Origin of the sequence: Vibrio sp. N418 (assembly GCF_000222565.1) — a bacterium.
Taxonomy (GTDB): Bacteria; Pseudomonadota; Gammaproteobacteria; order Enterobacterales; family Vibrionaceae; genus Vibrio; species Vibrio scophthalmi.
Map to the genome: position 1 here is coordinate 1 of NZ_AFWD01000016.1, position 13,901 is coordinate 13,901.

11 protein-coding genes are annotated in these 13,901 nt (G+C 45.9%); 4 read left to right on the plus strand and 7 right to left on the minus strand.

The genetic code is table 11. The features are described 5' to 3' along the window. Nucleotides 1-13: 13 nt before the first annotated feature. Nucleotides 14-751 (minus strand): carboxy-S-adenosyl-L-methionine synthase CmoA, encoded by a 738-nt coding sequence (gene cmoA / locus RH86_RS02340; RefSeq protein WP_005600107.1) that lies wholly within the window; start codon nucleotides 749-751, stop codon nucleotides 14-16. A gap of 116 nt (nucleotides 752-867) precedes the next feature. After that, the gene (locus tag RH86_RS02345) at nucleotides 868-1,734 is read right to left on the minus strand and encodes a DUF72 domain-containing protein (RefSeq protein WP_009384760.1); all 867 of its coding nucleotides are present in this window, start codon (nucleotides 1,732-1,734) and stop codon (nucleotides 868-870) included. Nucleotides 1,735-2,007: 273 nt separating this feature from the next. On the opposite strand from RH86_RS02345, the gene aspS reads away from it, so the two are divergent. Then, nucleotides 2,008-3,786 carry an aspartate--tRNA ligase gene (aspS, locus tag RH86_RS02350; protein WP_009384762.1) on the plus strand — a complete coding sequence of 593 codons (1,779 nt, stop codon included), beginning with the start codon at nucleotides 2,008-2,010 and terminating at the stop codon, nucleotides 3,784-3,786. Between the two features lie 94 nt (nucleotides 3,787-3,880). On the opposite strand, the gene RH86_RS02355 is transcribed toward aspS, so the two are convergent. The 4 genes from RH86_RS02355 to RH86_RS02365 all read right to left on the minus strand — a co-directional run bounded on the left by RH86_RS02355 (nucleotide 3,881) and on the right by RH86_RS02365 (nucleotide 7,906). Then, on the minus strand, nucleotides 3,881-4,396 hold the full coding sequence (locus RH86_RS02355) for a protein disulfide oxidoreductase (RefSeq protein ID WP_009384764.1): 516 nt from the start codon (nucleotides 4,394-4,396) through the stop codon (nucleotides 3,881-3,883). A gap of 1 nt (nucleotide 4,397) precedes the next feature. Then, entirely contained in the window at nucleotides 4,398-6,455 is a 2,058-nt protein-coding gene (locus RH86_RS02360) for a protein-disulfide reductase DsbD family protein (RefSeq protein ID WP_086026424.1), read from the minus strand. Nucleotides 6,456-6,614: 159 nt separating this feature from the next. Continuing rightward, the gene (locus RH86_RS20060) at nucleotides 6,615-6,920 is read right to left on the minus strand and encodes a hypothetical protein (RefSeq protein WP_223296316.1); all 306 of its coding nucleotides are present in this window, start codon (nucleotides 6,918-6,920) and stop codon (nucleotides 6,615-6,617) included. A 293-nt stretch (nucleotides 6,921-7,213) separates the two neighbouring features. Then, nucleotides 7,214-7,906: a pseudouridine synthase gene (locus tag RH86_RS02365; protein WP_009384769.1), complete on the minus strand. Its 693-nt coding sequence runs from the start codon at nucleotides 7,904-7,906 to the stop codon at nucleotides 7,214-7,216. Between the two features lie 291 nt (nucleotides 7,907-8,197). Here RH86_RS02365 and RH86_RS02370 point away from each other — a divergent pair, with 291 nt between their 5' ends. Then, on the plus strand, nucleotides 8,198-10,423 hold the full coding sequence (locus RH86_RS02370) for an NADP-dependent isocitrate dehydrogenase (protein WP_009384770.1): 2,226 nt from the start codon (nucleotides 8,198-8,200) through the stop codon (nucleotides 10,421-10,423). 84 nt (nucleotides 10,424-10,507) lie between these two features. Here the strand turns inward: RH86_RS02370 and cspD are convergent, their stop codons facing one another. Next, nucleotides 10,508-10,729 (minus strand): cold shock domain-containing protein CspD, encoded by a 222-nt coding sequence (gene cspD, locus RH86_RS02375; protein WP_005600096.1) that lies wholly within the window; start codon nucleotides 10,727-10,729, stop codon nucleotides 10,508-10,510. A 459-nt stretch (nucleotides 10,730-11,188) separates the two neighbouring features. Between cspD and clpS the strand changes: the two genes are divergently transcribed. Together clpS and clpA are read left to right on the plus strand one after the other, a co-directional pair. Next, complete coding sequence (clpS, locus tag RH86_RS02380; RefSeq protein WP_005600095.1) at nucleotides 11,189-11,509, plus strand: ATP-dependent Clp protease adapter ClpS; 321 nt, start codon at nucleotides 11,189-11,191, stop codon at nucleotides 11,507-11,509. 42 nt (nucleotides 11,510-11,551) lie between these two features. Beyond that, nucleotides 11,552-13,822 carry an ATP-dependent Clp protease ATP-binding subunit ClpA gene (gene clpA, locus RH86_RS02385; protein ID WP_005600094.1) on the plus strand — a complete coding sequence of 757 codons (2,271 nt, stop codon included), beginning with the start codon at nucleotides 11,552-11,554 and terminating at the stop codon, nucleotides 13,820-13,822. Nucleotides 13,823-13,901: the final 79 nt, after the last annotated feature.

Sequence of the window (13,901 nt, forward strand, 5' to 3'; positions counted from 1 at the left end):
TTCTCGCTTCTCGCTATTTAATCGCGAACATTGAACCGAAGTTGAAACATTGGAACCACACATCAAAGCTGGTGAAACCAATTTTCGCGAAACGTTCTTTGTGCTCTTTCTTCGAATCAGGGCGCATGACATTTTCAATCGCACTGCGCTTTTGGCTGATCTCTAGTTCGCTGTAGCCGTTAGCACGTTTGAAATCATGGTGCAGGTCGATCAGCAGATCATTAGCTACTCCGTCTTCAAAGACAAACTTTTCAGATAAGATCAAAATGCCGCCAGGGCGCAAACCGGCATAAATTTTTTCAAGTAGCGTATAGCGATCCGCTGGAGAAAGAAATTGCAGCGTGAAGTTTAATACCACTACCGACGCATCTTCAATTTCGATATGGCGAATATCCGCTTCGACAATTTCAACCGGGGTATCACTGCGGTAAGCATTGACGTGCAACTTGCAGCGTTCAACCATTGCCGAGGAGTTATCAACGCCAATGATCTTGCAGCCTTCTTGCTGGATGTGACGACGCATTGAAAGCGTTGCGGCACCTAACGAACAGCCGAGGTCGTAGATATTACTGTGTGGTTTGGCAAAACGTTCTGCCAGCATGCCAATCGCTGAGATAATATTGCTGTAGCCCGGGACGGAGCGCTGAATCATATCAGGGAAGACTTCCGCGACACGTTCATCAAACGTGAAATCACCAATTTTATCGATTGGGGCCGAAAAAATGGTATCCGAATTGCTCTTAGGGTTCATAAGTTATCTCGCGCTATTACGACTAGCATGGAAAAGGGCGCGTATTTTATGAAAATTTCACGCCTGTGTCATGTATTGCGTTATGGCGAGCAAAAATTGCCTGCAAACCGCTCTAGTTAAAACATCGCCAGCTGGTTGTCACCATCATTGACTGGAAAGGTGGAGAGGTTGGGTAAAGCGCATTGCTGCTGCAGTTGTTGATATAATGCAAGTGCAAGCTCCGGCGCCAAAACATTGTCTGGGGTGTGCACCATCAAATAAGGTTGCTTTCCTTGCTCGATCCACTGAGGCAGTTTACTCAGCCAAGGGGCAAAGAATTCGAGGTTGGCGTCTACCTCTGGGTGGCCAATAAAACGGATCATTGGGTTATGGCTTGTTGAGATGGCATGCACCGGGACACGGGGCTTTTTCTTTTGCGCGTCGATGATCTCCGCGTTATTCGGCTCGGCGGAAAAGAGTGGGCGGCTATCAATAATAATGCGGTCAATTCCGCTTTCCATCAGCCATTGATTAAAGCGTTTCTCATCATCATTTTTGGCAAAAAAGCCAAGGTGGCGCACTTCAACACCAAGCGGGAAGTTGGGCGGGAACAGGGCACAAAATTTTTGCAAAGTAGGCAAGTCTGCCGGGGAAAATGCCGCGGGCAGTTGAATTGTCCATTGACCTATACGCTCGTGTAGAGGCGCCATAACGTGCATAAAGTCTTTTAGCTGCGCTTGGCACCCTTTGAGCATCTGCTGGTGCGTAATGGCTTGAGGTAGCTTGAAAGTAAATTTAAAATTGTCATGGCTGGCGGCGTGCCAGTTACGTACCGTGTGGTTATTGGGGGTCGCGTAGAAAGTGGTGTTCCCCTCAACGGTATGAAATACCTGAGTGTACTTTTCTAGCCGCTCAGCGGGCTTGGTGCCGGAGCCATAAAAGCTCTGTTGCCACTGATTGTGTGACCACATAGTGAGCCCAAGTCGAATCGGTAATGACGTCATAATCTCGCTTACAAATTTTCCACTGCAGATACTTTACGAGACTTTTGCCGAAATCACTAATCTCGGGCTATAATCAGCGCCAATTTTCGTCATTGATGCCGTTTTACCCCTTAGCTGGTTTAAAAAGCACCAATAGACAGTAAATCGCAATAAATTGTATGTTGAATAGTCGATTTTCCGTCGCTTTCAGCGTATAAATGGAACTTTGCTCTGTCGATATTTTTACGCTCGACAGACGGTATTAACAAAATTAGAGAGATTGGGAATTTCATTATGCGTACCCATTACTGTGGTCACCTGAACAAGTCCCTTGCAGGACAAACTGTAGAACTTTGCGGCTGGGTTAACCGTCGCCGTGATTTAGGCGGTCTTATTTTTATCGATATGCGCGATCGCGAAGGTATCGTTCAGGTAGTAGTTGATCCAGACATGGCTGATGCTTATAAAGTCGCAGAGCAACTACGTAATGAATTCTGTATCAAACTGACGGGTGAAGTACGTGCACGTCCTGACAGCCAAATCAATGCTGGTATGGCAACAGGCGAAGTGGAAATCCTTGCTTCAGGTCTTGAAATCATCAACCGTAGTGATGTGCTTCCTCTAGACTTCAACCAAAAGAACTCTGAAGAGCAACGTCTAAAATACCGTTACCTAGACCTACGTCGTCCAGAGATGAGCGACCGCATCAAACTACGTGCAAAAGCATCAAGCTTCGTACGTCGTTTCCTAGATGAGAATGGCTTCCTAGATATCGAAACACCAGTACTAACCAAAGCAACACCAGAAGGTGCGCGTGACTACCTAGTACCAAGTCGTGTACACAAAGGCAGCTTCTACGCATTACCTCAATCACCTCAGCTATTTAAACAGCTGCTGATGATGTCTGGTTTTGACCGTTACTACCAAATCGTTAAATGTTTCCGCGATGAAGATCTACGTGCTGACCGTCAGCCTGAATTTACTCAGATCGATATCGAAACTTCTTTCATGTCAGCTGAGCAAGTACGTGAAAAAACAGAAGCAATGATTCGTCAAATGTGGCAAGAGCTGCTCAATGTTGATCTGGGTGAGTTCCCAATCATGTCATTTGAAGAAGCAGCACGTCGTTTTGGTTCAGATAAACCAGACCTACGTAACCCACTTGAGCTTGTAGACGTGGCTGACATCCTGAAAGATGTTGATTTCAAAGTGTTTTCAGGCCCAGCTAACGACGAAAAAGGCCGCGTAGCGGTAATTCGTGTTCCTGGCGGTGCTGCACTGTCTCGTAAGCAAATCGACGAATACACCAACTTCGTGGGTATCTACGGTGCGAAAGGCCTAGCGTGGATGAAAGTGAACGATCGCGCTGCTGGCTTCGAAGGCGTGCAGTCTCCAGTGGCTAAATTCCTAAACGAAGAAGTGGTTGCTCAAATCCTAGAGCGTACTCAAGCAGAAACAGGCGACATCATCCTATTCGGCGCAGACAGCAAACGTGTTGTGACTGAAGCAATGGGCGCACTACGTCTGAAGCTGGGTACTGACCTTGAGCTTACTGATAAAGCAGCATGGAAACCGCTATGGGTTATCGACTTCCCAATGTTTGAAGAAGATGACGAAGGCAACCTACATGCAATGCACCACCCATTCACTTCTCCTCTAGGCTTAACAGCTGAAGAGCTAATCGCAAACCCAGCGTCAGCAAACTCAAATGCTTACGACATGGTTATTAACGGTTACGAAGTTGGTGGTGGTTCAGTACGTATCCACAATGCAGAAATGCAATCAGCAGTATTTAGCATTCTAGGTATTGAAGCGGACGAGCAAAAAGCGAAGTTTGGTTTCCTACTTGATGCTCTAAAATTCGGTACGCCACCACACGCAGGTCTTGCATTCGGTTTAGACCGTCTAGTGATGCTGCTATGTGGTACTGATAACATCCGTGATGTTATCGCGTTCCCTAAAACAACAGCGGCTGCGTGTCTACTGACTAACGCACCAAGCTTGGCAAACCCAGCATCTCTAGATGAGCTTGCGATTGCAGTGACAGCTGCTAAAGAAAAATCAGCGGAATAATATCTGCCTTGATTCTAAAAGCCACTTCAAATGAAGTGGCTTTTTTGTTTTCAGCGTTCCAAACAAGTTAAAGTCTCAACATTCCGCAAGTACTTTAAGCAAAGAGCGTTCGTAGCCACAATCCCCATGGTGTGGTTATTCCTGCTGTGAGGTATTTAATCTCACCATTTTTGATGATGGCAATGGTTGGCGTTACGCGAATACCCCACTCACGGCTAATGGCGCCTTGTTGATCGTTAATGACGCTAAAGTGGTACTGCTTAGCATCGAGATAGCTGTGTATACGCTCATCCTTTCCAGATGAAAGTGCCACGGTGACCACGGGATAATCGTCAGTAAACCAATTTATCGTCGGGCTAACCCATTTACACGCTCCGCACCATGTCGCCCAAAAATAGACGATCACCGGCTGATCATTTTGACTCATTGCATTGACATCAATGAGTTGACCATTGATATCGAACGCTTGGATTTCAGGGGCTTTTCCCTTGGGCGCAGCATTGCTGTGGTAGAAATCCATCGCATACGACGCAACTGCAATAATAATGACGGCGAAAAACAGCTCTCTTAACCAGTATCGCCAACGTGGCTTTTTATTCTTTTCGCTCATGTTAGTGACTCGCTTGAACAATGGCTTTAATGACATCTTTTTCAGATAATATGACCGGTAGCGCAATACCTTGTGGTGCATTAGGGCCATAAACAATATTAAACGGCACGCCATAGCGACCATTGCTGTGTAAGTACTGCGTCACGCTGTCATTTGGTCTTGTCCAGTCACCTTTCATCAAAATCATGTTGGGCTGGTTGAGAGCTGTATAGACGGGATCTTGCAAGATCACGCCGATCTTATTGGCTTTACAGGTGATACACCAATCGGCGGTAACATCGACGAATACCGTTTTGCCTTGGGCGGTGAGTTGAGCAATCTTCTCGCTACGCAGCTTTTGCCAGTTTAGATCATCAACGGTTGGGGTGGCCCAATGATCGGCGGTTAAACTACCAATCACTAACATCGTTCCAGCCCCGAGAGTGAACATCGCGATGAGTGGAATAAGCACCTTGCGACCATATTTTTTTACTAGCCATATCAAGGTGAACAGAGTAATGCTAAGGCCAATCAGCCAGGTGACCATTGCGCCCCAAAATGGCGATAGCAAACTGGTTAGCCAGTAGCTAGTCGCTAACATCATGATGCCGAACACGATCTTGATGCGGTTCATCCATGCGCCTGGTTTTGGCATAAATTGAACCAATTTGGGCACGATAGCAAAGACCAACCACGGCGTGCTCATACCAATACCCAGCGCAATAAAGATAACCCACAATTCGTAGAGACTAGCGCCTAACGCGTAGGCGACCGCTGTACCGAGAAAAGGCGCGCTACATGGCGTTGCGAGCAATGTGGCAAACATACCTTGCACAAAATGGCCTAAGTAATTCTGCTTTCCTTGCTTTGCCACCCATGTATTGAGGCTGGATGGTAGACGAAATTCAAATAAGCCCAGTAAATTGAGCGCAAAGAGCAAAGTGACCGATAGCATCAATACGATAAACGGCAGACTTTGAAACTGAATTCCCCAGCCCACTATGCCACCTGCCATTTTGAGTATGGTAAGCATACCGGCAAGAAGGCCAAATGAGGTGATAATCCCCAACGCTGAAGCGAGAAATGATGCTCTGACTTGTTGTGGCGAAGCGCTGTGTTGCAGTGCGATACTGTTGAGTTTGAGTCCTAACACCGGCAAAACACACGGCATAATATTGAGAATCAGCCCACCTAATAGCGCGAACGCGAGCATGGTTATCATGCTGGTGGTTTGGTACTGAATGGGCGTAGTACCAACGGTGCTTGTTAGCTCAGTCGCAAAGGTGGTATCAGACACGGTAATTGCAATCGGTTTATGGCTGAGGTCAGCATGGCCTTTCCAGTTACTGACGGCGAAAATCGCGGTGAGCAGGTTGTTTTTCTCATCGGAGTGTTCGCCAGTGTGGTTGGCAATGATCAATTTCGGTGGCGCGAAAAATTCATTCTCTACCTCTCGTCCATCGGCGAGAACCAGCGGAGATTGCCAGAGATTTTTATTACTTAATTGCACGACTAACTGTTGCTGCTCACCATCCCAATAGCTCGCCATAACATCGATGTCAGTATTGGCTCGAGGACTCTGGCTGAGGCCTTGATTGAATAAAAACATCGCCTCTTGGTCGAGATGTAATGTTTGGGGATTAATCGCAAGCTCGATTGGATAATCGGTGATAACGCAAATATCAGTACAAGAAGGCAAACGTAAACGAGCACTTAAATGTGCTGGTTGATCGGCGTGCGCTAAGGTAATTGTTAGCGGAAAGGCAACATGAGATTTATAGCCTAAGGTTTGAATACCCAACTGCTCAAAATAGCGAGGGACAGGCCAGTGCCAATCGATAGATTCGATATTACTAGAACTCGACCAATTCAGTTCAGGCGCAATACCAGCTTCACCGGGACTGCGCCAATAGGTTTTCCGTTCGTCAGCAAGCTCAACATCCAGCACGGCCTGAACCGTGTTGTTACGGACATCGGACTGCCCCGTCATCATTAGACGTAATTTCACCGGGGGATGGGCAGGATCGCTGATCCAGCCAGTAGTTTGCGCGGCCGCCATGTGGGTAAAGAAAATGCTCATACATAAGGCGATAAATAGACTCGCCTTGGATAAAAAAGCACGGAATGTTGTCATCGTTGTACCCGCAGAACCAAGGGTAGGGCAAGACATTGTTGGTTTTTCTAACACAAAAAAATCTCCAATAAGTAATAAAAATATACGAGCTTATGTAGAGAATTTTTATTCTTGGAATACGCACTGTGTCAGGTGCAGTCGTCGTTTGGGCTGACGAGTTTGATTTGCTGCGCGAGGACGAATGGGCTCGATTAATCGACCACAACAATATAGCAGTAAAAAAAGTACTATGAATGGTGCGAGCCAATCAGTTTTAGACGGAATAGTCGGCAAGGTTTGGCTGCTTGAATGGCAAGGATCTCCGCGGCCTGCGAGTGCTTTGTTCAGGACGGATTCGTCTTGGCTTTCAGTAAACACACTTTGATAGAGTGATTGCCACTGTGTTTGTGGCTGATCAGTGGTGCTAAACAAACGAGAGCTCTCGCTTTGAAACCATTGGTTTGCTTGGATTAAGGTTTTATTCAGGCATGACAAAGCGACGAGGCTAACGAGAAGTAGCACCCAATGGTTAAAGCGGTGTCGTCTAACGGTGAAAATAGAAATAATTAATGACAAACAGATTGGAATAGCCTAAGCGTCAGCCTAGAGAAGATAACGAATAGATTCAAGCGCCGAATTGTAAAACGGCATGACTGATTGAGTTCATATTAATGAAGCACAGATGAGTCAGTCGTTTAATCTGCCGTTTAATCTAAGGGGGGAACTTAAAGAGTGATCTCTTTCCATTCTCCTGGCTGTAAGTCACCCAGTTCAATCTCACCAACTGAGTAGCGAATTAAACGCAAGGTTGGGAAGCCGATATGCGCCGTCATGCGGCGTACTTGGCGATTGCGACCTTCAATAATCGTTAGCGCAATCCAAGTGGTTGGAATGTTGGCGCGAAAACGTACTGCTGGAGTTCGCTCCCATACGGCTGGTTCGCTCATCACTTCGACTTTTGCTGGTAGAGTCATACCATCTTTCAACTCTACGCCCGCGCGCAGCTTATCCAAATCTGCTTCACTTGGCGCACCATCAACTTGTACCCAGTAGGTTTTTGGCGATTTAGAGCTGGGCTGGGTCAGTTTAGCCTGCAAAATACCATCGTTGGTTAGAACCAATAGGCCTTCACTGTCGCGGTCCAGACGACCTGCTGGGTAAACATCTTTCACATCAATAAAATCGGCTAAGGTTTTGCGACCTTCACCATCAGTAAATTGGGTTAAGGTGTCAAAAGGTTTGTTGAACACCAGCACCTTACGTTGGTCCGGAGAAATACGAGGTTTGCTTGAGGGTGTTTTTTTACGATGCGTAGAGGAATGCGTTTTATTACGCGAAGGTCGCTCATCGCGTTTGAAACGATTTGTCGTGCGTTGAGATGATTTATTTGAAGACGAACGACTAGAGCGTGCCTGCATGTTAACTACCCTGCAAAAATGTAAATAAAGTGTGTCGATTGGTTTAAAGGCTATACGGTTTAAGCTATTATTTGCGCGCCGAAATCTGGATTGGCGCACAAGATAATAGACTATTATCGTAGTTTTGTTTAATTATAACGATTAGCTCTCATGGATTTTGCCAAAATTGGCAGAGAATTAAAGAGACGAACAAATCGTAAGCAAGTGAGGGGATGAAGCATTAACTTGCCAGCGAACACATACTCAAAGTCACTCATCCCACAGGCTTTGTTAGAACAATAGGGAAATTTCATGCCTACAGATAAACCTACAATCATTTATACCATTACTGATGAAGCACCCGCATTAGCGACTTACTCGCTATTGCCAATCATCCAATCATTTACTGCTTCATCAGGTATTGCCGTTGATACCCGTGATATCTCTCTTGCTGGGCGTATTATTGCTAACTTCCCAGACTACTTAACTGAAGAGCAACGCATTGGCGACGCACTCGCTGAATTGGGCGAATTGGCAAAAACACCACAAGCCAACATCATTAAATTGCCAAACATTTCAGCGTCAGTTCCGCAATTGAAAGCAGCGATCAAAGAGCTACAAGCAAAAGGCTACCAGCTACCAAATTACCCAGAAGAGTGTCGCAACGACGAAGAAAAAGCGATTCAAGCCACTTACGATAAGATCAAAGGCAGTGCGGTAAACCCAGTATTGCGCGAAGGTAACTCTGATCGTCGAGCGCCTCTTTCAGTGAAGAATTACGCGAAGAAAAACCCACACTCAATGGGTGCGTGGTCAAAAGAGTCGCTTTCTCATGTGGCGAGTATGGATGACAAAGACTTCTTTGGTAGCGAAAAATCAACCACAGTAAATGGTGCAACCAAGGTTAAGATTGAATTTGTTGCTGCGGATGGCACAAGCAAAGAACTGAAAGCGCCGTTTGCAATTGAAGATAAAGAGATCATTGACTGTTCAGTGTTGAACAAAAAGGCATTGGTTACCTTCTTTGAAGAGCAGATTGCCGAAGCTAAACAGCAAGACGTTCTACTGTCTTTACACCTTAAAGCGACCATGATGAAAGTCTCTGACCCAGTGATCTTTGGTCATGCCGTAAAAGTGTACTACAAAGATGTATTTGCTAAATATGGCCAGCTATTTGAAGAGCTAGGCGTTGATGTGAATAACGGCCTTGGTGATGTGTACGCGAAAATCGCAACATTGCCAGACGCACAGCAAGCTGAAATTGAAGCGGCATTGCAAGCCGTCTACGAAACACAACCACCATTGGCGATGGTTGATTCAGATCGTGGTATTACCAACCTACATGTACCAAGTGATATTATTGTTGATGCCTCTATGCCAGCAATGCTTCGCTCATCTGGTCAAATGTGGGGGCCAGATGGCAAGCAGAAAGACACCAAAGCGCTAATCCCTGATCGCAGCTACGCTGGTATCTATCAAGCAGTTATCGACTTCTGTAAGCAATATGGTGCGTTTGACCCAACCACAATGGGCAGCGTACCAAACGTGGGTTTGATGGCTCAAAAGGCGGAAGAATATGGCTCACACGATAAGACGTTTATCTTAGATGCGGCCGGTACGGTACGTATCGTTGATGCTTCTGGCACGGTGCTACTAGAGCAAAGTGTTGAGGAAGGCGACATCTTCCGTATGTGTCAGGTAAAAGATGCACCGATTCAAGATTGGGTGAAGTTGGCGGTAACGCGCGCTCGCGCAACCAACGTACCAGCCGTCTTCTGGTTAGACGAAGCACGTGCTCACGATGCTGAACTGATCAAGAAAGTAAATGCCTACTTACCGGATTACGACACGGCTGGCCTTGAGATCAAGATCCTTTCGCCAGTTGAAGCTTGTCAGTTCTCGCTTGAGCGTATCAAAGAAGGTTTAGATACCATTTCTGTAACCGGTAACGTATTGCGTGATTACCTCACGGATCTATTCCCAATCTTAGAGCTCGGCACCTCAGCGAAAATGTTGTCAATTGTCCCGCTTATGAATGGTGGTGGTCTGTTTGAAACGGGAGCGGGCGGTTCAGCGCCTAAACACGTACAGCAGGTCGAAAAAGAAAACCACTTACGTTGGGATTCATTAGGTGAATTCTTGGCACTAGCGGCTTCTTTAGAGCATTTGAGCACAGTGTCAGGTAACGCGAAAGCACAAGTTCTGGCTGATGCACTGGATAAAGCAACTGGTGAATTCCTCGATAACAACAAGTCGCCATCACGTAAAGTGGGTGAGTTGGATAACCGTGGCAGTCACTACTACCTAGCCGCTTATTGGGCACAAGCTCTTGCAGCACAAACCAGTGACGCTGAATTAGCGGCTGAATTTGCTCCAATCGCTCAAGCGTTGGTTCAAGGCGAAGGGCAAATTGTTGCGGAGTTGAATGGCGCGCAAGGTGTTGCGGGTGATTTAGGTGGCTACTATGCATTGGTTGATGCACAAGCATCGGCATTAATGCGTCCAAGTGCGACACTTAATGCGATTATCAATGGCTAGTTCGTTACGCTAGTGATGATAATGAATAAGAAACCCGCCAAAGGCGGGTTTTTTTCTTCTATTAAATCATTACATCGGCAGCGACTATTTTGCTAGTTGAGCTTCCAGCGGAGTAACGATACTTGCGTGGTAGCCTTTAGGACCTTCTTCTACTTCGAAAAAAACTTGTTGGCCAGCTTTCAGAGTACGATAGCCATCCATTTGGATCGTGGAATAGTGTGCGAATACGTCGCTATCATCCCCTTCCGCACAGATGAACCCAAATCCTTTGGCGTTGTTAAACCATTTTACTGTACCTGTAGCCATGCTATACATCCCTCATGCATTTTTTACTTAACGTTGTGAAACTGACGCACTCCAGTACGTCAATATGATAGTGAATATCCATTCAGGCGCTGCCGAAATTTTAAGCCACTATTTTTCCAGAGTAGTCAATGATAGAGTACAGTCAATAGTAAAAAGGTATTACTTGCTAAATATTTACACACATTCGCGCTTCATCTTTTACATTTTAATAACCGTTTTCACGACGGTGACATGAAAGTTTGAATGAATTTAGTGACTTTAGATGCGTTTTTAGTCAGTTGTTAAGTATTTATCTCTACAAGGAAATCTTTTATTTGCAGCGATCCCATTGCTGCATTAGTCTCTAAGTATGGGGTTTTTAACTGCAAACGTTTTTTGCTCTTACTAAGAGATCCATCCATTTATTCCGTATAACGGAATGTTAAAGTAACTAATGAAACTGTCTAGACAATACAAATCATGAGCAAGCATTTTGAATGGGTAACTCCAGACTCAGATCTTCTGGAGTTAGAAAAAACAGAAGTTAAACCACCATCTATGTATCACGTTGTTTTAAATAATGATGACTACACACCGATGGACTTTGTAATTGAAATTCTTGAGCGTTTCTTTTCAATGGATATCGACAAAGCAACGCAGATCATGCTCCAGATTCACTATGAAGGGAAAGCAATTTGCGGCACCTTTACTGCTGAAGTAGCAGAAACCAAAGTAGCGCAAGTTACAATGTATTCAAGGGAAAATGAACACCCGCTGCTTTGCACTATGGAACAAGCTTAACGCTTGATCGAACAATTTGAATTGTTCTTTGAGGAGGTCCCTATGCTGAATAAAGAATTAGAATCGAGTCTCAATGGCGCATTCGCTCGTGCCCGAGACAAACGACATGAGTTTATGACGGTCGAGCACCTCCTGTTGGCATTGTTAGAAAACGATGCAGCGCGAGATGCCCTCACGGCTTGTCAAGCTGACATTGATGCACTTCGCAACGAGCTTGATGTATTTATCGATCAAACTACGCCTCTTATTCCTGAAAACGATGAAACACGAGAGACGCAACCAACCTTGAGTTTCCAGCGCGTACTGCAACGTGCCGTTTTCCATGTTCAATCGTCAGGACGCAGCGAAGTGACGGGGGCGAATGTGCTGGTCGCGATCTTCAGTGAGCAAGAGTCGCATGCCGCTTACCTTTTAAAGAAAAACGACGTAAGTCGTTTGGATATTGTTAACTTTATTTCTCACGGCATTACTAAGGGCAGTGGCTCAAACGATGAGCCGTCATCTGATTCCTTTGGCAGTGATGCTCCGGTTGAGGAAGCGAATGGTGAAGAGCGTTTAGAGAGCTTTGCACAAAATCTTAACCAAGCGGCGAAACAGGGTCTAATCGATCCCTTGATTGGTCGTGATAAAGAGCTCGAGCGTACGGTTCAAGTTTTATGTCGACGTCGTAAAAACAACCCGCTGCTGGTGGGTGAGGCTGGCGTTGGTAAAACCGCCATTGCGGAAGGTTTAGCTTGGCGTATTGTGGAAGGCCAAGTACCAGAAATCATTAAAGACAGCGTAATTTACTCGCTGGATATTGGTTCGCTACTCGCCGGAACTAAGTATCGTGGTGATTTCGAAAAACGTTTTAAAACGATTTTGAAACAGCTGGAAAAAGAAGAAGACGCGATTCTATTTATCGATGAAATCCACACTATTATCGGTGCTGGTGCTGCGTCAGGTGGCCAAGTGGATGCGGCGAACTTGATCAAACCTCTACTGAGCAGCGGTAAGTTACGTTGTATTGGCTCAACCACTTACCAAGAGTACAGCAACATTTTTGAGAAAGAGCGTGCCTTAGCGCGTCGCTTCCAAAAAATTGATGTAGTTGAACCATCGCTGGATGATACGACTAAGATCTTGATGGGTTTGAAACCAAAATACGAAGCGCACCATGAAGTTCGTTACACCAACAAAGCGCTTCGTGCTGCAGTTGAGTTATCAGCGAAATACATTAATGAGCGTCATTTGCCCGATAAGGCGATTGATGTCATTGATGAAGCCGGCGCGCGCAGCCGTTTAGCACCAGCAAGTCGTCGTAAGAAAACGGTAGGCGTAGCGGATATCGAAGCGATGGTCGCTAAGATGGCACGTATTCCTGAAAAATCAGTTTCATCGTCTGACAAAGAAGTGCTACAAACACTAGAGCAGAAAATGAAGATGATGGTATTCGGCCAAGACAATGCCATCGAAGTGCTGACTGAAGCGATCAAGTTAACGCGTGCTGGTTTGGGCGCTGACAACAAGCCTGTGGGTTCATTCCTTTTCGCCGGTCCAACCGGTGTGGGTAAAACGGAAGTCACGGTACAGCTATCGAAACTATTGGGTATTGAACTGCTACGTTTCGACATGTCGGAGTATGGCGAGCGCCACTCTGTGAGTCGCTTGATCGGTGCGCCTCCGGGCTATGTTGGTTATGATCAAGGTGGTTTGTTGACGGATGCGGTACTAAAACACCCTCATTCAGTTGTCTTGCTCGATGAAATTGAAAAAGCCCACCCAGACATCTTTAACTTGCTGCTGCAAGTGATGGATAACGGTACGCTGACAGATAACAATGGTCGTAAAGCTGACTTCCGCAACGTGATTTTGGTACTGACAACCAACGCTGGTGTACAGGAAACGGAAAAACGTTCTATCGGCCTGGTGCAACAAGATCACAGCCCAGATGCGATGGCGGAAATTAAGAAGGTATTCACGCCAGAATTCCGTAACCGCTTAGACAACATTATGTGGTTCAACAGCTTAGATGAAGAGGTTATTCATCAAGTGGTGGATAAATTCATTGTTGAGCTGCAAGCACAGTTGGATGCTCGTGGTGTATCAATGGAAGTGTCTGATGAGGCGCGTAAGTGGTTGGCGGCGAAAGGCTACGATAAAGCGATGGGTGCTCGTCCAATGGGACGTGTGATCCAAGATAAACTGAAAAAACCACTGGCGAACGAGCTGTTGTTCGGTGCATTAGTGGATGGTGGCTCAGTGAAAGTGACCTTGAAAGATGACGAACTTGAGTTCTTCTTTGATCAAGAGAAAGAGGCTGTTGCTCACTAAATTCACACCAGTATAAAAACCAAAGCCAGAGCAAATGCTCTGGCTTTTTACTGTGTGCGTATGATGCGTGCGTATCGAG

What these genes read in the sequence shown, in the direction of transcription:
- aspS (WP_009384762.1), top strand. Translation starts at nt 2,008, where the DNA reads ATGCGTACCCATTACTGTGGTCACCTGAACAAGTCCCTTGCAGGACAA.
- clpA (WP_005600094.1), top strand. Translation starts at nt 11,552, where the DNA reads ATGCTGAATAAAGAATTAGAATCGAGTCTCAATGGCGCATTCGCTCGT.
- RH86_RS02345 (WP_009384760.1), bottom strand. Translation starts at nt 1,734, where the DNA reads ATGACGTCATTACCGATTCGACTTGGGCTCACTATGTGGTCACACAAT.
- cmoA (WP_005600107.1), bottom strand. Translation starts at nt 751, where the DNA reads ATGAACCCTAAGAGCAATTCGGATACCATTTTTTCGGCCCCAATCGAT.
- clpS (WP_005600095.1), top strand. Translation starts at nt 11,189, where the DNA reads ATGAGCAAGCATTTTGAATGGGTAACTCCAGACTCAGATCTTCTGGAG.
- RH86_RS02365 (WP_009384769.1), bottom strand. Translation starts at nt 7,906, where the DNA reads ATGCAGGCACGCTCTAGTCGTTCGTCTTCAAATAAATCATCTCAACGC.
- RH86_RS02355 (WP_009384764.1), bottom strand. Translation starts at nt 4,396, where the DNA reads ATGAGCGAAAAGAATAAAAAGCCACGTTGGCGATACTGGTTAAGAGAG.
- cspD (WP_005600096.1), bottom strand. Translation starts at nt 10,729, where the DNA reads ATGGCTACAGGTACAGTAAAATGGTTTAACAACGCCAAAGGATTTGGG.
- RH86_RS02360 (WP_086026424.1), bottom strand. Translation starts at nt 6,455, where the DNA reads ATGAGCATTTTCTTTACCCACATGGCGGCCGCGCAAACTACTGGCTGG.
- RH86_RS02370 (WP_009384770.1), top strand. Translation starts at nt 8,198, where the DNA reads ATGCCTACAGATAAACCTACAATCATTTATACCATTACTGATGAAGCA.